Origin of the sequence: Methylocaldum szegediense (assembly GCF_949769195.1) — a bacterium.
Classification (GTDB): Bacteria; Pseudomonadota; Gammaproteobacteria; order Methylococcales; family Methylococcaceae; genus Methylocaldum; species Methylocaldum szegediense.
Genome location: NZ_OX458333.1, coordinates 4,342,218 through 4,361,668, shown reverse-complemented (window position 1 = coordinate 4,361,668; position 19,451 = coordinate 4,342,218). Strand labels below are relative to the sequence as shown.

At 57.1% G+C, this 19,451-nt stretch carries 21 protein-coding genes; 14 read left to right on the top strand and 7 right to left on the bottom strand.

Going from position 1 to position 19,451, the window contains the following annotated elements; genetic code table 11:
• Nucleotides 1–112 precede the first annotated feature (112 nt).
• The 13 genes from QEN43_RS19070 to QEN43_RS19010 all read left to right on the top strand — a co-directional run bounded on the left by QEN43_RS19070 (nucleotide 113) and on the right by QEN43_RS19010 (nucleotide 10,813).
• Complete coding sequence (locus QEN43_RS19070) at nucleotides 113–1,750, top strand: CTP synthase (protein WP_317963518.1); 1,638 nt, start codon at nucleotides 113–115, stop codon at nucleotides 1,748–1,750.
• Entirely contained in the window at nucleotides 1,750–2,571 is an 822-nt protein-coding gene (gene kdsA, locus QEN43_RS19065) for a 3-deoxy-8-phosphooctulonate synthase (protein ID WP_317963517.1), read from the top strand. The genes QEN43_RS19070 and kdsA overlap by 1 nt, the downstream gene beginning before the upstream one ends.
• Before the next feature lie 48 nt (nucleotides 2,572–2,619).
• Nucleotides 2,620–3,903 carry a phosphopyruvate hydratase gene (eno, locus tag QEN43_RS19060; protein ID WP_317963516.1) on the top strand — a complete coding sequence of 428 codons (1,284 nt, stop codon included), beginning with the start codon at nucleotides 2,620–2,622 and terminating at the stop codon, nucleotides 3,901–3,903.
• A 26-nt stretch (nucleotides 3,904–3,929) separates the two neighbouring features.
• Nucleotides 3,930–4,283 carry a cell division protein FtsB gene (ftsB, locus tag QEN43_RS19055; RefSeq protein WP_026609840.1) on the top strand — a complete coding sequence of 118 codons (354 nt, stop codon included), beginning with the start codon at nucleotides 3,930–3,932 and terminating at the stop codon, nucleotides 4,281–4,283.
• A gap of 9 nt (nucleotides 4,284–4,292) precedes the next feature.
• Nucleotides 4,293–5,006, top strand: coding sequence for a 2-C-methyl-D-erythritol 4-phosphate cytidylyltransferase (gene ispD, locus QEN43_RS19050; protein WP_317963515.1), 714 nt, complete (start codon nucleotides 4,293–4,295; stop codon nucleotides 5,004–5,006).
• Nucleotides 4,994–5,470, top strand: coding sequence for a 2-C-methyl-D-erythritol 2,4-cyclodiphosphate synthase (gene ispF, locus QEN43_RS19045; RefSeq protein WP_026609838.1), 477 nt, complete (start codon nucleotides 4,994–4,996; stop codon nucleotides 5,468–5,470). Before ispD ends, ispF begins: the two co-directional genes overlap by 13 nt.
• 4 nt (nucleotides 5,471–5,474) lie before the next feature.
• Nucleotides 5,475–6,515, top strand: a complete 1,041-nt coding sequence (gene truD / locus QEN43_RS19040; RefSeq protein WP_026609837.1) for a tRNA pseudouridine(13) synthase TruD — start codon at nucleotides 5,475–5,477, stop codon at nucleotides 6,513–6,515.
• Between the two features lie 9 nt (nucleotides 6,516–6,524).
• On the top strand, nucleotides 6,525–7,328 hold the full coding sequence (locus QEN43_RS19035; RefSeq protein WP_026609836.1) for an undecaprenyl-diphosphate phosphatase: 804 nt from the start codon (nucleotides 6,525–6,527) through the stop codon (nucleotides 7,326–7,328).
• Between the two features lie 83 nt (nucleotides 7,329–7,411).
• Entirely contained in the window at nucleotides 7,412–7,870 is a 459-nt protein-coding gene (locus QEN43_RS19030) for a CBS domain-containing protein (protein ID WP_317963514.1), read from the top strand.
• A gap of 114 nt (nucleotides 7,871–7,984) precedes the next feature.
• Complete coding sequence (gene arsC / locus QEN43_RS19025) at nucleotides 7,985–8,332, top strand: arsenate reductase (glutaredoxin) (protein WP_026609834.1); 348 nt, start codon at nucleotides 7,985–7,987, stop codon at nucleotides 8,330–8,332.
• A gap of 74 nt (nucleotides 8,333–8,406) precedes the next feature.
• Nucleotides 8,407–9,006 (top strand): NAD(P)H:quinone oxidoreductase, encoded by a 600-nt coding sequence (wrbA, locus tag QEN43_RS19020; RefSeq protein ID WP_317963513.1) that lies wholly within the window; start codon nucleotides 8,407–8,409, stop codon nucleotides 9,004–9,006.
• An 86-nt stretch (nucleotides 9,007–9,092) separates the two neighbouring features.
• Nucleotides 9,093–9,830: a DnaA regulatory inactivator Hda gene (gene hda, locus QEN43_RS19015; RefSeq protein ID WP_051331542.1), complete on the top strand. Its 738-nt coding sequence runs from the start codon at nucleotides 9,093–9,095 to the stop codon at nucleotides 9,828–9,830.
• A gap of 59 nt (nucleotides 9,831–9,889) precedes the next feature.
• Nucleotides 9,890–10,813 carry a ketopantoate reductase family protein gene (locus QEN43_RS19010; protein WP_026609832.1) on the top strand — a complete coding sequence of 308 codons (924 nt, stop codon included), beginning with the start codon at nucleotides 9,890–9,892 and terminating at the stop codon, nucleotides 10,811–10,813.
• A gap of 318 nt (nucleotides 10,814–11,131) precedes the next feature.
• On the opposite strand, the gene ffh is transcribed toward QEN43_RS19010, so the two are convergent.
• Nucleotides 11,132–12,490, bottom strand: coding sequence for a signal recognition particle protein (ffh, locus tag QEN43_RS19005; RefSeq protein ID WP_317963512.1), 1,359 nt, complete (start codon nucleotides 12,488–12,490; stop codon nucleotides 11,132–11,134).
• A gap of 94 nt (nucleotides 12,491–12,584) precedes the next feature.
• Between ffh and QEN43_RS19000 the strand changes: the two genes are divergently transcribed.
• Nucleotides 12,585–13,409, top strand: coding sequence for a cytochrome C assembly family protein (locus QEN43_RS19000; protein ID WP_317963511.1), 825 nt, complete (start codon nucleotides 12,585–12,587; stop codon nucleotides 13,407–13,409).
• A 185-nt stretch (nucleotides 13,410–13,594) separates the two neighbouring features.
• Here QEN43_RS19000 and QEN43_RS18995 read toward each other — a convergent pair whose 3' ends face one another.
• Genes QEN43_RS18995 through QEN43_RS18970 form a run of 6 tightly spaced genes read right to left on the bottom strand, consistent with a single transcriptional unit; the run spans nucleotide 13,595 to nucleotide 19,450 of the window.
• On the bottom strand, nucleotides 13,595–14,308 hold the full coding sequence (locus tag QEN43_RS18995) for an acylneuraminate cytidylyltransferase family protein (RefSeq protein WP_317963510.1): 714 nt from the start codon (nucleotides 14,306–14,308) through the stop codon (nucleotides 13,595–13,597).
• A 25-nt stretch (nucleotides 14,309–14,333) separates the two neighbouring features.
• Nucleotides 14,334–15,386, bottom strand: a complete 1,053-nt coding sequence (locus QEN43_RS18990) for a nucleotidyltransferase family protein (protein WP_317964085.1) — start codon at nucleotides 15,384–15,386, stop codon at nucleotides 14,334–14,336.
• Nucleotides 15,386–16,039 (bottom strand): acetyltransferase, encoded by a 654-nt coding sequence (locus QEN43_RS18985; protein WP_317963509.1) that lies wholly within the window; start codon nucleotides 16,037–16,039, stop codon nucleotides 15,386–15,388. Before QEN43_RS18985 ends, QEN43_RS18990 begins: the two co-directional genes overlap by 1 nt.
• Nucleotides 16,039–17,127: an N-acetylneuraminate synthase gene (neuB, locus tag QEN43_RS18980; protein ID WP_317963508.1), complete on the bottom strand. Its 1,089-nt coding sequence runs from the start codon at nucleotides 17,125–17,127 to the stop codon at nucleotides 16,039–16,041. Before neuB ends, QEN43_RS18985 begins: the two co-directional genes overlap by 1 nt.
• A complete protein-coding gene (neuC, locus tag QEN43_RS18975) occupies nucleotides 17,127–18,284 on the bottom strand; it encodes a UDP-N-acetylglucosamine 2-epimerase (RefSeq protein WP_317963507.1) in 1,158 nt (385 codons plus the stop codon). Before neuC ends, neuB begins: the two co-directional genes overlap by 1 nt.
• Nucleotides 18,281–19,450 (bottom strand): LegC family aminotransferase, encoded by a 1,170-nt coding sequence (locus tag QEN43_RS18970; RefSeq protein WP_317963506.1) that lies wholly within the window; start codon nucleotides 19,448–19,450, stop codon nucleotides 18,281–18,283. Before QEN43_RS18970 ends, neuC begins: the two co-directional genes overlap by 4 nt.
• Nucleotide 19,451: the final 1 nt, after the last annotated feature.

The following is a 19,451-nucleotide window of genomic DNA, read 5'->3' as shown; positions in this document are numbered from 1 at the left end:
CGGTGACTCGAGTCCGAAGGTCAAGTAAAATAACAGCACAAATCCTTTGACGTCCGACGTGACGAGCCCGGTCTCCACGATCGTCACGCAGTCCTTTCATACCCATCGTTGAATGACCAAATACATTTTCATTACCGGCGGAGTTGTTTCATCCCTGGGCAAAGGCATTGCCGCGTCGTCGCTCGGCGCAATACTGGAAGCCCGTGGGCTTAAAGTCACACTGACCAAACTCGACCCGTATATCAATGTCGATCCGGGCACCATGAGCCCGTTTCAACATGGCGAAGTTTTCGTTACCGAAGATGGCGCCGAAACCGACCTCGATCTCGGTCATTACGAGCGGTTCGTTAGCACCACTATGGGCAAGGTCAACAGTTGGACGACCGGACAGATCTACGAAAATGTCATTCGCAAGGAACGGCGGGGGGAATATCTCGGAGCGACCGTGCAAGTCATCCCTCATATCACGGACGAGATCAAGCGAGCTATCCGGCTCAGCGCGGAAGGATACGATGTAGCCTTGATTGAAATCGGGGGAACAGTCGGCGACATCGAATCCCTGCCCTTCCTCGAGGCCACGCGCCAGATGAGCGTCGAACTGGGCGACCACAAGTGCCTGTTCATTCACCTCACCCTGGTCCCGTATATAGCTAGCGCCGGAGAACTCAAGACTAAACCGACCCAACACTCGGTAAAGGAGCTCAGAGCCATCGGCATACAGCCGGACATTTTAATCTGCCGCTCGGACCGGATCATTCCCAAATCGCAGCGCACGAAGATCGCTCTCTTCACCAATGTCGAGGAAGATGCCGTCATCTCCGCCGTGGACGCCGACACGATCTATCGGATTCCGCTGCTTCTGCACGAGCAGGGGTTGGACGACATCGTGGTAAAAAAACTCAAGCTCGACGCGGGTACGGCCAATCTCAGCGAATGGCAAAGGGTTATCGACGCCTTGGAGCACCCTGAGCGTGAGGTAACCATCGCCATGGTGGGCAAGTACGTCAATCATTCCGATGCTTACAAATCCCTGACCGAAGCACTCGTCCATGCCGGAATTCAGACCAAAACCCGGGTCAATATCCGCTTCATCGAATCCGAGGAAATCGAGGACAAAGGCACCGGCTCGCTGGAAGGCGTGGACGCCATTCTGGTGCCCGGAGGCTTCGGCGAACGGGGCGTCGAAGGCAAGATCGCCACAGTCAAATACGCCCGCGAGGAAAAAATTCCTTATCTAGGCATTTGCCTAGGCATGCAGGTGGCGGTCATCGAGTTCGCCCGCAACGTGGCGGGACTGGAAGGCGCCCATAGCACGGAGTTCTTGCCGAAGACACCACATCCGGTCATCGCTCTGATTACGGAGTGGCAAGACAACTCCGGCACAATCGAGCATCGGGACGAAACCTCTGATCTCGGCGGCACGATGCGCCTCGGGGGCCAACAATGCCGACTGGTCGGCGGCAGCTTGGGCCATCGAGTCTACGGCAAGGACGTCATCAACGAGCGCCACCGCCATCGCTACGAGTTCAACAATCGCTATCTCGAGCCCCTCGAAGCCGCGGGACTTAAGGTGTGCGGTAAGTCGCTCGACGGCCGCCTGGTGGAAATGATCGAAATTCCCGATCATCCTTGGTTCCTCGCCTGCCAGTTCCATCCCGAGTTCACCTCCACCCCGCGTACTGGCCACCCGCTCTTCACCGGCTTTGTGCGTGCCGCGACAGAATACCGTGAAATCAAGAAGGTGAACTGATGCAACTGTGCGGATTCGAAGTCGGCTTGGACCGGCCGTTTTTTCTGATCGCCGGCACCTGCGTGATCGAAAGTGAACAACTCGCCATAGAAACCGCGGGAACGCTAAAGGAGATCACATCCAAGCTCGGCATTCCATTTGTCTATAAATCCTCCTTCGACAAGGCGAACCGCTCGTCGCACGAAAGCTTCCGTGGCCCAGGTCTTGAAGAGGGTCTGCGCGTTCTCGAAAAGGTTAGGAGAGATGTCGGGGTACCGGTGCTGACCGACGTCCACGAGGATACGCCATTGCGCGAAGTCGCCGCCATAGTCGATGTGCTGCAGACGCCCGCGTTTCTCTGCCGTCAGACCAACTTTATTCAGAACGTCTGCAGGCAAGGAAAACCGGTCAATATCAAGAAGGGCCAATTCATGGCCCCTTGGGATATGAAGAACGTAGTCGACAAGGCGAGAGCCGTCGGCAACGAACAAATCCTCGTCTGCGAGCGCGGTGTCTCGTTCGGTTACAACAATCTGGTTTCCGACATGCGCTCGCTCGCCGTCATGCGCGAGACCGGTTGTCCCGTCGTGTTCGACGCCACCCACTCGGTGCAATTGCCCGGTGGCCAGGGCACGGCTTCCGGAGGACAGCGTGAATTCATCCCGATCTTGGCCAAGGCCGCTGTGGCGGTGGGCATCTCTGGCCTGTTCATGGAGACCCACCCCGAACCGGACAAAGCAAAAAGCGACGGACCCAATTCTTGGCCTTTGACTCGCATAAAGGAGCTCTTGGAGGTGCTTGTCGAAATTGACCGCATTGTTAAACAACACGGAATGATCTAAACGGAATTGATTTCATAACGAAATCCCAACACCAGAGGAACGGAACCCATGAGCAAAATCACCGAAGTATGGGCACACGAAGTGCTCGACTCCCGAGGCAATCCCACCGTCGCCGTAGAGATTACGCTCGAATCCGGAGCAACCGGCTGCGCCATGGTCCCTTCCGGCGCTTCCACCGGTACGCGCGAAGCCATCGAACTCAGGGACGGCGACAAAGCGCGCTATTTGGGGAAAGGTGTTCTGAGAGCCGTCGAGAATGTCAAAACGACGATCCGGTCCGCTATTCTAGGTATGGACGCCGAAGATCAGACGGCTATTGACCAAAAGATGATCGAACTGGACGGCACCGAAAATAAAGGTCGTCTAGGAGCGAATGCCATTCTCGGCGTTTCCTTGGCGGCCGCCCACGCCGCGGCGAACGACGCAGGAAAACCGCTCTACGCCTATCTCAACCGGAACGGCGAGTTCCTGCTCCCCGTGCCGATGATGAACATCATCAACGGCGGCGCACATGCCGATAACAGCATCGACATGCAAGAGTTCATGATTCTTCCCGTCGGTGCACCCAGTTTCCGGGAAGCGCTCCGCTATGGAGCGGAAGTCTTTCATGCGCTGAAAAAAATCTTGGCCGAGCGGGGTCTCGGAACCGGCGTAGGCGATGAGGGTGGCTTCGCCCCTAATCTACCGTCCAACGAATCCGCGATCACTGTCATTTTGGAAGCGATTGAGCGAGCCGGATACAAAGCGGGAGAAGACATCTATCTCGGTCTTGACGTTGCTAGTTCGGAGTTCTACCGAGATGGCATCTATACGCTGGAATCCGAGAACAAGCGCTTCAACTCGGCTGAATTCACGGACTATCTCGCCGCCTGGGTCGACAAGTATCCAATCATCACCATCGAAGACGGTATGGCCGAAAACGACTGGGATGGTTGGAAACGCTTGACCGATCGCCTGGGCAATAACATCCAGTTGGTAGGCGACGATCTTTTCGTCACGAACCCTTCCATCCTAAAGCAAGGCATCGAGGCCCGAATCGCCAACGCCATCCTGATCAAGGTCAACCAAATCGGTACCTTGACCGAAACCCTGGAAGCCATCGCCATAGCTCAGCAGGCCGGGTACGCGGCCGTTGTCTCGCACCGCTCCGGCGAAACCGAGGACACCACGATCGCGGATCTCGCGGTGGCCACTTGCGTAGGGCAAATCAAAACCGGTTCTCTCAGCCGGTCCGACAGAATCGCCAAGTACAACCGGCTACTCAAGATTGAAGAGCAACTGGGGGCCAAAGCCCGATACGCCGGACGTAGAGCCTTCCGTCAGACGCTCTGAGAGACTGGACGCCGTCCGACAGCCGTGTGAGAAAGCTGATCATCTTTCTGCTGGTATTGATAGCCTTGCTGCAGTATCGGCTGTGGCTGGGCGACGGCGGAATTGCGGAGTTGCAGGAGTTACAGGATCGTATTGACAAGCTTACTGAAGAGGGCGAAAAACGGCGCGAACGCAATGCCGCGCTGGAGGCCGACGTCAGGGATTTGAAGGAAGGTACGGATGCGATCGAAGAGCGGGCTCGTCAAGAGCTCGGCATGATCAAGCAAGGTGAAATTTTCATCCAAGTGATCGAAATGCCGAAGAACAAGACGCACGAACAGGCACCACGATCAAAGCCTACCGAGCGGAACTCGCCGCCGGTAACCGAAAGGCCCCGTTAGCCACGTCCCATGACCGACATCGACCTAAACCAACGATTCTGGGCTGTCGTCCCGGCAGCCGGCGTGGGCAAGCGCATGGGGGCCGAGGTACCCAAACAATACCTCGAAGTTCTGGGCAAGCCGGTACTGCAACATACTCTGGAACGATTGCTGCAGATCGACGCCTTCTCAGGTATTGTCGTTGCTCTCGGCAGCGAGGACGCTTATTGGCCAGAACTGGCATGCGCCACCCATCCCAAGATACGCACAGCGCCAGGCGGCAAGGAACGCGCCGACTCCGTGCTTTCCGCTTTGATGAGCCTCGAAGGCACCGCCGCACCGGACGACTGGGTATTGGTACACGATGCCGCTCGCCTCTGCATCACAAGCGGCGACATCCAAAAACTGATCAGGACGCTTGGGAACGATCCGGTGGGCGGGATATTGGCGCTGCCGGTCACGGACACCTTGAAGGGCGTTGAAACGGGGGAAATCATCGAAACCATCGACCGAAGCCGGATCTGGCGCGCGCTGACGCCCCAGATGTTTCGCTTTGGTATGCTCAAGCACGCGCTGATCGATGCGGCCGAGCGGAAACTCGTGGTGACCGACGAAGCCAGCGCTCTCGAACTTCAAGGATGGCGTCCCAAGTTCGTAGAAGGACGCCCGGACAACATCAAGATCACCCGGCCGGAGGACTTGTCCCTGGCTGCTTTTTACCTGGAGCGACAATGCTACGAATAGGCCAAGGTTATGATGCGCATCGGTTCAAAGAGGGTGGCCAACTGGTTCTTGGGGGCGTGGCCATAGACTACGAAAAAAGCCTGGCGGCTCACTCGGATGGAGATGTTGCCTTGCACGCCTTGTGCGATGCCTTACTTGGTGCGGCGGCGCTGGGCGACATCGGTCGTCATTTCCCGGATTCCGACCCGAAGTTCAAAGGCATAGACAGTCGTGTTCTGCTCCGCGACGTTCACGCCAAAATCGTCGAGAACGGTTATTCCGTCTGCAACGTCGATTTGACCATCGTCGCACAACAACCCCGGCTGGCACCCTACATCGAAAAAATGCGCACAACCATCGCGGATGACCTCGCGATTGCGTACGATGCGGTCAACGTCAAAGCCACCACAACCGAAGGCATGGGCTTCGAAGGCCGGGGCGAAGGCATCTCTGCCTATGCGGTAGCGCTTCTCCGCAAAACCTAAAGCCATGGGCGATTCGAACGCCGCCCTGCCCTACGCTTTCGGCGGCCCCGCCGGGACTGGCGCGATCAAGACCTCGCCGGAAGATTTCATCGTCGAGGAAGTGCTGGGTTTCGAACCCTCGGACCAAGGCGAGCATGTTTTTCTACGCATCGAAAAGCGCGGCGAAAACACGGATTATGTCGCACGCCAGTTGGCTCGTTTTGCGGGCGTCTCGGCGCGGGACATCGGTTACGCCGGTCTCAAAGACCGCCACGGCAAAACCATTCAATGGTTCAGTGTGTGGCTGCCGGGCAAACCCGAACCGGATTGGCGCCAACTCGAGTCGCCGTCTCTCCGCATACTCCAAGTCCGCCGCAATGGCCGCAAGCTTAGAAAAGGCGCCGCGGTCGCCAACCGCTTCAAGATCACCGTTCGCGAGTTGAAACACGATCCCGCAGTGCTGGAGCAACGCCTGAAGCAAGTCGCCGCCCGAGGCGTTCCCAATTATTTCGGTACGCAACGTTTTGGCCGCGAAGGACACAATGTCGCCAAAGCGTCAGCTCTTTTCGCGGGAACGTTAGGGCGCGCGGACCCGCATCGACGCGGAATTTATCTATCAGCGGCACGTTCCTATCTGTTCAACCGAATCCTTGCCAGCCGGGTCGCGCAAAACAACTGGGACCAGGCCATCAGCGGCGATGTCTTCATGTTTTCAGACTCGCGCAGCTTTTTCAAACCCGAAACGATTACCCCGGAAATTACCCAACGGATCGAGGCCAGGGAGATTCATCCAAGCGGCGTTCTCTGGGGCAAAGGCACGCCCGCCGTCAGCGACCAAGCGTTAGCGATAGAAGCGGCTATCGTCGAAGAAGAGTCCGAACTCTGCCGCGGACTCGAAGCGTTCGGACTCGAAATGGCCCGCCGGCCGCTGCGGCTTTGCCCGGAAGGCTTTAATTGGGAACTTTGCGACCGAAGCCGCTTGCGTTTGTGTTTCACGCTCCCCTCCGGGGCTTACGCGACCGCAGTTCTGCGGGAACTGATCGATATCGACCATTCAGACGACTAAAGGAGCCTCATGGACTGCCATCAAGTCTATTATTTGGCCTTACTGCAAGGGCTGACGGAGTTTCTGCCGATCTCCAGCGCCGCTCACCTTATCCTGGCACCGACGCTTTTCGGCTGGCACGACCAAGGCTTGGCCTTCGACGTAGCTGTACATATCGGGACGCTTACCGCGGTCGTGGTCTATTATGCGGGCGCCCTGCGGGATATGGCCGGAGCCTGGTGGCGCTCGATCTCCGGAAAAGGCATGAATACCGACGCCAAACTGGCCTGGTATGTGATTTTGGGAACAATCCCCGCCGGCCTCGCCGGATTGGCAGCCAACCACTACGTCGAGACCCAGTTGCGCAACCCGCTGGTCATCGCCGCCAGCACGATCGTATTCGCCCTGATTCTCTGGCTAGCACAAAAAGTAAGCGCCGAGCGACGCACCGATGCCGACATGAACTGGAAGGACGCGGTGATCGTCGGCCTTTTTCAGGCGATCGCATTGGTTCCCGGCACATCCCGATCCGGTATCACAATCACTGGTGGTTTGTTCCTCGGACTCAACCGGAAAGCCGCCGCCCGCTTTTCGTTCTTACTATCTATACCGGTAACCGCATTGGCTGGTTTACTCAAGACCTACGAACTCGCGGTGTCCGACCACGCGGTATCTTGGTGGAACATGTTCCTCGGCGCACTACTCTCGGGCGTCGTCGCTTACGTCACCATCGACTGGTTTCTGCGCCTTCTCGACCGCATCGGTATGCTGCCTTTCGTGATCTATAGGCTGATTCTGGGAGGCGTGCTCCTTTATCTTTTTCTGCCCGGTTAGCTCCGTGCCGTTTTTCCTGCAGCGGGGGGCGCAACCCGGTAGAATACAAGGATTCTTTCCATCAACGGCCTAAAAGGATCATCATGTCTGTTGGACAATTTTGTAACCGCGATACGGTTATCCTGCGAAAAGAAGACTCGATTATCGATGCGGCTAAAGTGATGCGCGAGTTCCACGTGGGCAGCGCCATCGTAGTCGAGGATTCGACTGGAGGCGTCAAGCCGGTCGGCATCGTGACTGACCGGGATTTGGTCGTTGAAATCCTCGCCGCAGAATTGGACCCGAGCGCCGTCACCATTGGCGATATCATGAGTTATGATCTCATTACCGCCCACGAAGAGGACGGGCTATGGGAAACCTTGCAGCGAATGCGCATCAAGGGCGTGCGCCGAATCCCGGTGGTCGACCAACAAGGATTGTTGGCCGGAATTTTGACGAGCGACGATCTCCTGGAAATACTCGCCAGCGAGCTTACCGAACTAGTCAAAGTCATCGGCAAAGAACAGGAACGGGAACGAAAAACGCGCGGCAGTCTCACCTAGATGGCCGGACTGGCCAGATTGTCAGGTGTGATCGAGTTGAGCAATTGCGCGGTTCGCCCCGCTTGAGTAAGCGAATTCCGATTTGTCACGATCGATTTCGAGGTTACGACACCCATGAACGTTACGATTTACCACAATCCCCGCTGCAGCAAATCACGCGCGACTCTCGAGCTGCTCAAGAGTAAAGGCATAGAACCCACCGTAATCGAATATTTGAAAACGCCACCCAGCGCATCCGAACTGGAAGACATTCTGACCAAGCTGAAAATGGAACCGCGCGACCTGATGCGCAAAGGCGAAGCGGTTTATAAGGAAGCGGGCCTGGATAATCCAGCATTGGATCGAAAAGCGTTGATCGCCGCGATGGTGGAAAACCCGATTCTCATCGAGCGTCCCATCGTGCTGGCAAACGGAAAAGCCGCTATCGGGCGCCCGCCGGAAAACGTATTGAACATTATTTAACGCCCCTGGGTCTCAAGCGACCTCTTCCGGCCACGCCGGCATGCATTGACCTATTCAAACGTTTCGTCCTTTCCATGGTTGAAGTTCTAATCGTCTACTACAGCCGTTGGGGTGCCACCGCCGAAATGGCCAATCTGATCGCCAGAGGTGTGGAGGAAGTTCCCGGCGCCGTCGCCAAGATCCGTACCGTTCCTGAAGTGTCGCCGGTCTGCGAGGCCACCGGGGACACCATTCCCGAATCCGGCGCGCCTTACGCGACACTCGACGATCTCAAGAATTGCGATGCGCTGGCCTTGGGGAGTCCCACTCACTTCGGCAATATGGCGGCGCCGCTCAAATATTTCATCGACAGCACCAGTTCTCTGTGGTTTTCCGGCGCTTTATCGGGAAAACCAGCCGGCGTGTTCACGGCCACGTCTTCCATGCACGCAGGACAGGAAGCGACCCTGATCACCATGCTCCTGCCTTTGCTGCACCATGGCATGGTTCTAGTCGGAATTCCCAGCAGCGAAAGCGCTCTTCTCGAAACCACCAGCGGAGGGACACCCTACGGACCCAGTCGGCATACCGGAAGCGACAATGGCATCAGCGACGAAGAGCGGCGATTGTGCCGTGCGTTTGGCGCGCGCTTGGCTCGCATCGCGACGGCGCTAAAGAACGCGCAAGTGAAATAGCTCCTTTGTACTCATGACGGATACGTTCGGCGGCTTGCTTCCCGTCAACCCCAAAAACGCCGCGACGGCCACACCTTATTGAACCTATGGCGGAGCAACTTCCTCTGCGCTTCGCCTTTAATCCCGAGTTGGGCTTTCAGCAATACCACTCGGGCGGCAACCTCGAAATCGTTGCGCATCTGAAACGGGCTGCCGGCGGTAGCGGCGAGACGCTGGTTTTTCTGTGGGGCGAACCAGGCACCGGCAAAAGCCACTTGCTCAACGCGTGCTGTCGAGAAGCTTATCAGAGCGGTTTATCAGTCTCCTATTTGCCGCTGTCCAGCCTGCGCGAATACGGTCCCGGTGCGGTCGATGGCCTGGACCATCAAGATCTGGTTTGCCTGGACGACGTCGCGGCCATCGCCGGAGATGATGCTTGGGAACGGGCTTTATTCAATCTGTTCAATCGCTTGCGAGAACACGGCAACCGCCTCATCGCTACTGCTAATGTACCGCCAGCCGAGCTTCCAATACGTCTTCCAGACCTGAAAACGCGATTGGGCTGGGGATTAACCTTGCGCGTTCAACCTTTGAACGATGACGAAAAACTGCTGGTTCTCGGTGCCTACGCCCGCTCGCTCGGCTTGGATCTGCCACCTCAGGTGGGGCGTTTTCTACTTTCCCATCACCGTCGCGATCTGTCCTCTTTGAAACGATTGCTGGACGAACTCGACCACGCAACCCTTGCCGCAAAGCGCAAGCTCACCATTCCTTTTTTGAGGAGTTGCCTGCAGAACGCGGCAAACCAGCATCTACCGGGGGAAGCGGAACGCCGCTCGACCTAAAATCCGGGCTACACACCGTTATTGCCAGCGAATAGAAAAACGCTTTTGGAGGAATCGACATGAACGTACTGGTCATAGGCTCAGGGGCTGTCGGCAGCTTTTACGGCTCTCTCCTCGCAAGGCAAGGAGCGGACGTCTCGATGATGGCCCGTTCCGATTACGAACACGTCAAACTCCACGGCATAGACATTGCGAGCGACACCAAGCTGGGCCACTATCACTTCCGGCCCCGTACCGTCGTGCGCAATGCCTCGGAGCTGACCGAAAAGCCCGATTACGTTCTCCTGTGCATCAAAGTGGTCGAGCACGCCGATCGGGTAGGACTCCTGAAAGATGCGGTGGGACCGGAAACATCCATCGTACTCATTTCAAATGGCATCGACATCGAGGACGAAATCGCAAAGGCGTTCCCGAACAACGAACTGATCAGCGGCTTGGCCTTTATCTGCGTCACTCGCACCGCGCCCGGCAAGATCTGGCATCAAGCCTACGGAAGACTGGCTTTGGGCAATTATCCACAAGGGGTCAGTGAGAAAGCTCGAGCATTGTGCAGCATGTTCGAACGCTCAGGCATTACTTGCGTCGCATCCGAAGATATCGTCGCGGCTCGCTGGCAGAAATGCGTTTGGAATGCTCCCTTCAACCCCTTGTCGGTCCTCTCCGGCGGTCTCAGCACGAACGACATACTCTCGACTCAAGAGCCTTTCGTAAGAGCCATCATGGAGGAGGTTTGCCGGATCGCCGAAGCTACCGGGCATCCATTGCCTCCCGATACTGTCGACAAGAACATAGAGAGCACGTATAAGATGCCGCCTTACAAGACGAGTATGCTGGTGGATTTCGAGGCGGGCCGGCCGATGGAGACGGAAGCTATCCTAGGCAATGCTGTGAGGGTCGGACGGAAAGCCGGCGTTCCGATTCCCCACCTTGAATCGGTTTATGCTTTGATGAAGCTCAGAGAACTGAGACGCCGAGCAGAATAAATCGTGCTACCGATATGCCCTTCGTCGTTCAGCAGCGCTGGACACAGCGATACAAAACGAAGGGCATTGTTCGAAACTTTCGGGACCGATACGGCTCAGTTTTTTAAGCGCCTCACCAGCCTAGGTCCGAAGGGGGTGCGGGTGCACCGGGGCGGTCCGCACAAAGTAAACGGCGGCAAGGTGTTTCAGGAAAGCTCTAAACGATTGGATTCCGTTTATCCTGGGCTTGCCGAAGAAGCTGTGATAGCGATCCCAATAGGCTGTTCGGCCTGAGCCTTTCGACGGGCCTGCCGGGATCGCCTCTCTATCGGCATTTCCCTAAAACGGCATTCTCCGTCCCAGGTTGCCTTTCATGCCGCGCAGCATGTTCATCAGATTGCCCTTCTTGAATTTCTTCATCATTTTCTGCATCTGATCGTACTGCTTAAGCAAGCGGTTGATGTCCTGCATATTCGTGCCGGAACCTCGCGCAATGCGCTGTTTCCGTGAATTGTTGATCACGTCCGGAAAAGCTCGCTCTTGTTTGGTCATCGAGTCGATGATGGCGATCTGCTGAATCATCTCCTTGTCGTTCACTTTTTCCTTGACGTGCTGCGGCAAATTCGCCATACCCGGAAGCTTGTCGAGCATCGCGGCGACGCCTCCCAGATTCTTCAACTGCAGCAACTGATCGCGATAATCATTCAAGTCGAACGATTTGCCCTTCTGAATCTTCTTGACCAGCTTTTCGGCTTTTGTCTTATCGATCTTGCGTTCGGCTTCCTCGATCAGGCTCAGCACATCGCCCATCCCTAAGATTCGGGATGCGATCCGATCCGGATGGAAGCGTTCCAAAGCCGCGGTTTTTTCGCCCACACCCAAGAACTTGATCGGTTTGCCTGTGATGTGGCGAACCGACAACGCGGCGCCGCCTCGGGCATCGCCATCGGTCTTGGTCAGAATGACCCCGGTTAGCGTAAGCGCGTCGCCGAATGCTTTCGCGGTATTGGCGGCATCCTGGCCGGTCATGGCATCGACCACGAACAGCGTTTCGATCGGCTTGATGGCGGCGTGAATCTGTCTAATTTCCTCCATCATCTCGTCATCGATATGAAGACGGCCGGCCGTATCGATGATCACCACGTCCTTGTACTTTTTCCGGGCGTGTTCGACGGCATTGCGGGCAATATCTACCGGATTTTGCGTGGGATCGCTCGGGAAGAAATCGGCGCCCACCTCGGCCGCCAGGGTTTGCAACTGGTCGATGGCGGCGGGACGATAGACGTCGGCGCTAGCGACCACGACCGACTTCCGCTCGTTCTCCTTAAGCCAGCGAGCCAGCTTGGCAACAGTGGTGGTTTTACCGGCACCCTGCAGCCCCGCCATCAGAATTACCGCCGGAGGCTGCGTCGCCAGGTTGAGCCGCTCATAGGCGCTGCCCATTATGGCAATCAATTCTTCATTGACGATCTTGATCAGCGCCTGTCCGGGCGTGAGGCTGGACTGAACCTCCTGCCCCAAGGCCCGCGTCTTGACATGCTCGATGAAATCCTTAACGACCGGTAAAGCAACATCGGCTTCCAAGAGAGCCATGCGCACCTCTCGCAAGGTGTCCTGGATATTGCTTTCGGTCAATCGGCCCTGACCGCGAATCTTTTTGAGCGATTGGGTTAAGCGTTCGGTAAGGTTGTCAAACATGGCTCTAAATCCTGCGGGCTATGGGGATACCCTAATTACTTCATCTTGATCGGCCATTATGCCAGACTAAAGCGTTTAGGAGGACATGACTTAGATGAATTCTACGCTGTTTGGCGCGACGGCGACGGCCACATATGTGGCCGCCGCTCTCGCCCTGGTTCGTTCGCTGCGCGAGAACGAGTTTACGGCCGCTGAAACATTCACGCTTCGGCGCTTGAAACCCTTGACACTCGGATGGTTCGCTGCCGTTTTGCATGCGTTTGCACTCGCGACCGGCATTGAGACTCAAGAAGGACTCAATCTCAGCTTTCTGAGCGCAATGTCGTTGGTGACCTGGGTGATGGTCGCCATCTTGCTTCTGGCGTCTCTCGCGAAGCCGGTAGATAAACTCGGGATGGTGGTTTTTCCGATGGCTGCGCTGGTCCTTCTGTTGAAAATCAGTGTCCCGGAAACCGCTCACACCATAAAAGACCTCTCCTGGCCGTTGACCATCCACATCGTGGTCTCCATGCTCGCTTACAGTTTTCTCAATATCGCCGCCTTTCAGGCTGCACTGCTGGCTTTTCAGGATTGGCGGCTGCGTAGCCACCATACCGATCTCCTGGTGAGCTCGCTTCCCCCTCTACAAACCATGGAAACCCTGTTGTTTCAGCTGATTGCAGCGGGATTCGTGCTTCTCAGCGTATCGCTGGTCACCGGCTTCATCTTTCTGGAAGACATGTTCGCCCAGCATCTCGCGCACAAGACGGTGCTGTCGATACTGGCCTGGATTTTGTTTGCCGTATTGTTGATCGGACGGGTTCGCTACGGCTGGCGAGGAACCATTGCCATCCGCTGGACGCTTGGTGGTTTTTTATCGCTGATGCTGGCCTATTTCGGCAGCAAGATGGTACTGGAATGGATATTGAACCGGGCTTGATGTTGCCGGCGCTGGTCCCAGCCTGGATTTACAAAATCTTGTCCAAAGTCGCCACGATGCCCACCGCGACAACCATCATTCCGCCCAGCTTGATAATCAGGCGTGAGGGCGCTATGTCGAGACAATGCTATCTCGGCCACCGCTTCGGCCTGTTCCTCGGTAAATCCGACTCTTTTCGGCCGCTACTAGGGCGATACCAAGTGTGACCCCACATATCCATCGGCCATCAACGTCTCGGCCATCTTGAAATCCAAGGCTGTATCGATGTCTACGGAACGTTCGCGCGGCATTACATAGGCCGCTGTTTCCGGCGTCAGAAACGAGCGCGTGTGCTGCAACCAATCGATGCGCGCCACGTATACCGCGCCGTTAAGAGCGTAGGCATCGGGCAAAGCTTGTCGCAAGCTCGGTCTCTGGCCAACATCCATCACCGGCGTCATGTGGCCAGCATCATTCAGGTAATACATCCAATAGGGCGACTTGTCGGCCTTGGTAACACTCACGCAAGCGGGTGCCCCGCATTCCTCGTTTCGTTCGATGGCTTGATCGATGTCGCCCGCGGTGCGCAGAGGAGAGGTCGGCTGCAACAGTACGACATAATCGTAACCGGTTAGAACTTGACAAGCATGCAACACGACATCGATACCCGGCGTATCATCTTCCGCCAGTTCCGCTGGACGCACGAAAGGCGTTGCAGCCCCCCACTCCCTCGCGGTCGTCAAGATCTCGGCATCCTCCGAGGAAACGATTACTTGATCCAGATAGCATGAAGCCAAAGCCGCCTCGATGCTCCATGCGATCAGGGGTTTGCCCCCCAACGGCAGGAGATTCTTGCCCGGCAGCCCTTTACTGCCTGCCCGAGCCGGTATTACGGCGAGATAGCGCTTATCGCCCAACATGCGTTAGCTCGGGTAACCAAAAATTTCACGGCGTCTCCCACACGGCGCAGTAATCGGTCTGCGCCTGCTCGAAATCCCCCATACGGCCAATATCGATCCAATACTCTCTCAAGGGGAAACTGTAAATCGGCCGCTCATCCCTCAGCAAGTCGTTGATTAGGATGGGCATATCATAGTAACCACCATCCGGAATCCGCCTCACCACTTCCGGATCGAGCACGTAGATTCCGGCATTCACGTAATAGCGCTGCGTCGGCTTCTCGATCAAGCTTTTCACCTCGTAACCGTCCAACTGCACCACACCGTAGGGAACGGTATCGGTGTGCTCCCGCACGCATAAGGTAGCGGCGGCATGGTTGCGTTGATGAAATTGCAACAGGCGGACGAAATCCACTTTGGTCAGCAAATCCCCGTTCATCACGAAAAACGGCCGATCGGGCGGCTCGGGCAACAAACTCAAGGCACCTGCGGTACCCATGCGCTGGCGCTCCTCTATGTAGGTAATCTGCGCGCCCCAACGACGGCCATCACCGAAATGCCCGCGAATCATGTCGCCTTTGTAATTGAGGCAGATATAAAAGCGATAGAACCCCTGTGTGACGAAGTTTTCAATGATGGTTTCCAGAATCGGTTTTTCGCCGATTTTGAGCAAGGGTTTGGGCTGGGCATCCGTGAGCGGTCGCAAGCGCGTACCCAAACCGCCTGCCATAAGCACCACCGGATTCTCACGCAGGGGCTCCGCCGGCGGCACATAACTGACCAAACCGCAAATGCGGCCAGTGGAATCCAGCAAAGGCAGGTGCCTGAGGCTATGCCTTTGCATCGTGCGCTGCCAGATTTCCTTGTCCTCATCCACCAATCCGGTATAGGGATTGGTGTTCATGAATTTTTGCGTCGGCGTCTCCATCGTTTCGCCGCGCAGCAGCGCTCGACGAATATCGCCGTCGGTGACAGTGCCAAGCAGATGATCGTCGCCGTCCACCACCAGAGCGATTTGCATGGCGCCCTTGTCAATAGCGGCCAGAGTTTCTTTCATGGAGGCATCCGGAGACACCGCCACAACTTTCCAATTTTTCATCATCGGTCGAGAGTCCGTTTAATACGAGCCGGGACACCCGCCACCAAAGTGGTGGCCGGCACGTCCTTGATTACCGCAGATCCCGCAGCAATAATTGCGCCATCGCCCACGGTAACGCCCTGGATGATAGTCGCCCCAGCCCCGACATGTACTCCCTGCCCCAGCCGTACTCCACCGCATAGCACGGCGCCGCTGGCCACATGACAATGAGCGCCGACCTCACAGTCATGCTCCACAAGCGCGCGGCTGTTAATCAGAACGTTATCGCCGAATCTTACCGCCGGCCCGATCACGGCCCCGGCCAACACTTGGACCCCCATTCCGAACAGGGTGTCCAAGCGACTGACTAGCGCGCCGGGATGAACGAGTTCCGCAAACTCATAGCCTTGCGCGGTAAAACGCTGGTAAATCGCCCGGCGCGCTTGTGTGCTGGCTGTAGAGCCGATGCCGTTGATCAAGGCGACCCGTTGAGGGTCGTGGAGCAGCACGGTCCCATCATCCCCCAAGTATCGCGCGTGAAGCGCCAGAACCGAGTCTTCGCGCGGTCTCGGATCAACAAACCCAAGAACGTCACACTCCGTGAGGGACAAGACTTCCCACAACACCGTGGCATGGCCGCCCCCCCCGAGCAGGATCAAGGACTTGTCCGTCATTATTCCAACACTTCGTCCTCGCCGTAGTCGCGATCAGCGATACGTCCCAGCCAATCCCAGTAATCCATAGGCGACCGTCCCGTTCCAGGCCTTTTTGTGACGAGATTATCTAAGCCGAAGAGCTCGCCCCGAGTCACGGCGCGCGCGGCGACCAGACTTTTGCGCGCTACCAGCGCGTTGCCCACTTCGCATCGTGCCGGAATTTTGACGCCGTCTCCCAGAGCTTGTTCCACGATCCGTATGCCAGTCACCATGGCCGCGAATTCGGCCGGCTCCAGGGATGCGCTATGATCTGGGCCCGGCAGGTTACGATCCAGCGTTAAATGCTTTTCGATGATCTGCGCTCCGCGCGCCGCTGCCGCGATAGGCACGGCAATCCCCGGAGTATGGTCGGAATAGCCGACCGGTAGACCGAAGGCTGCGGCCAGGGTGTCCATAGCACGAAGATTCACGTCCTCATAGGGACAAGGATATTCCGTGACACAGTGCAACAAGCAAACCTTCTCGAGCAAGACGCCGCGCCGGACAGGATCGCGGAAAGCGGCAGCGAAGGCATTGCGACCCGGTGGCTGATCGCTCACGCTATAACCGTAAGCCAAAACCGCCAATGCGTCCTCGACATCAGCCAGGGTGCTCATGCCGGTGGACAGAATCAGTTCCGAGCCGGTGCGTGCGATCTGCAACAAGAGCGGCGCGTTGGTGATTTCGCCGGAGCCCAGCTTGAGACGCGGCAAACGCAACCGCTCGATCAGGAAGCGCGCACTGTCCGCATCGAACGGCGAGGACAGGAAAGCGATGTTCTGCTCGCGGCAAAAATCGTATAAAGCCTGCTGCTGAGCATGACTCAGCGCAAGTTTCCGGAGCATGTCGATCTGTGATTCCGCCGCCCCCGTGGTGGCCTTTTGATAATCCGCCTTGTCCGCGAAGCGGCTCACCAGAGCTTCGGGATGAAACGACTGGAATTTGACGGCATCGGCACCCGATTCCTTTGCCGCTGTGACAAGTTGTCGCGCCAAATCCATAGAGCCATTGTGATTAACGCCGACTTCGGCAATGACATAAACCCTTTGCTTGGCGTGCAAGCTCATCAGCACCCCCAATCGTGAAAATGCTTTTTCAAGAGCCGCTGCGGTTCGCGCAATCCGCGCAACACGGCCATGATCCGCTCGGTGGCGTGGCCGTCGCCGTAAGGATTCACCGCATCGCGGCAATCCAAACTCAGCGCCGCATGTATCGCTCCAGTAATCGCCTCCCGTTGCGTCGGGCAATCGATGACGGAAGTGGCCTTCAGCCGGCCTTTCTGCCTGTCCCCCACGTTCACGGTAGGCACTTTCAGACTGGGCGCCTCGTACAAGCCGCTGGACGAATTGCCCACGACCGCGTCGACTTGGGCCATCAGGCTGTAATAGTGCAATTGGCCCAGAGAGGTATAAACCCTTGCATTGACGTGTTCGGCGACGAAACGGTCAATGAGGGAGCCAATCGCAAGACCGCCTGTATCGGCGTTCGACTGAGTGAAAATCAGGCCGAAGTTTTCGCCCAGGCTGTCCAAAGCCGCCAAAAGTTCCTCGGCTTGCGATGCCGCCGAATCGCACTCCAGTGTCGCCGGATGGAAGGTCACCAGCAGGTTTTTCTCCCGAAAACGGAAGTTCAACACGGTCTCCAGGTCACTGCGATCGACCAAGTCCATTTGGCGCAGCAAATCCAGCGCCGGACTACCCACCACGTGGATATGCGCAGGATCTTCTCCCAACTGGCGCAGCCGTCGCCCCGCGTCTGAATTGGTGACGAAATGCAGATGCGCCATCTTACTGATGCCGTGACGCAAAGCCTCGTCGAAAGCCCCTTCGGTAACATCTCCGCCGGCGATGTGGGCGATGGGATAGCGACCAAACAATGCAGCCTGAGCCGCGGCAAAGATCTCGAAACGATCGCCCAATACCAGTACCAACTCGGGCTTCAAACGCTCGAAAGCGTCGGCAAAACCGATGACCCCAAGCCCGACCGACTTAGCATTGCCTACCGCACTGTCGCTTGATACCAGTATGTCGACGCGCGCATCGATGGCGAAGCCGTCCGCTTCGATCGCACGCCAAGTCAGGCCGAACTGCGGTGCCAGGTGCATTCCGGTGACCAGCACCTGCAATTGGAGCGCGGGATCGTCTCGCAACGCCTGCATCACCGGGAGCAAGAGGCCATAATCGGCGCGGGAGCCGGTTATTACACACACACGAAGGTTGCTCATGCACCCCCCAAACCGGCGCTGCTGGGCACACAGATGATGCGTCGCTCCAAGCTCTCGGCACAACCAAGGTTCATGCGCGGACAATGCGCGTACATGGGCAGCTTGTGCATGGGCGCCCAAACGGGGCGACACAGAAAGCCTAGCGAATAAAGAGTCTCCAAAACTTCATCGCGGCGATCAGCCTGATCGACGTCCAACAGCAATACATTCAACCAATAATTGCTGCGGGCATAGACCGGTTCATGGAACACTTTGACGCCGTCACAGCCAAGAAATGCCGCCCGGTAACGCTCGGCCAGATGCCGTTTAGCGGCGACAAAGCTGTCCATCCGCTCCAGCTGAGCGCAGCCCAACGCCGCGTTCAGGTTGGGCATCCGGTAGTTGTAAGCAATTTGGTCGTGAACGAATGCCCAGCGGTGCGGCAGTTTGGCCGTGGTCGTAATGTGCTTGGCCTTTCTCGCCAGTTCCGGATCGTTGGTGAGGATCGCGCCGCCCCCGCCGGTCGTGACGATCTTATTGCCGTTGAAGCTCACAGCGCTCAGCGACCCCCAGTTGCCGACATGTCGCCCCCGGTAGTGGGAACCCAGCGACTCGGCCGCATCTTCGATCAAGATCAGGCCGTAATCACGGCACAAGGTCGCCAAAGAATCCAAGTCCACTGGATGACCGAATGCATGCATAGGGATCACGGCTTTGATGGGCCGACCGGAAAACCGATTGCGGCAACCGCTCGGGTCCATCTCTGCCACGTCTTGCAAATACGTCCGGAGTTTCCTGACGTCCACCCCCAGACTCTGTTCGTCGCTGTCCACAAAGTGGGGAATCGCTCCTAAATAGCTGATGGCATTGGCGGTGGCGACGAAGGTCAAGGTAGGCACTAACACCTCATCGCCCGCCTCGATACCCGCGAGCAACAGGCACACGTGCAAGGCGGCGGTACCGTTGACTGTGGCAATAGCGTGCCTTACACCGGTATACGCGGCGAGTTCCGACTCGAAACGGTCCACGAAGCTGCCCACAGACGAAACCCAACCGGTATCCAGGCATTCCTTCACATAGCCCCATTCCCTTCCGGAGAAACACGGCTCGTGCAGGGCCACAGGCTTTTTGACATCCCCAAGAGCATCGTGCAGGCATTGAACGATCTGTTCGGCGATCGACGGCATG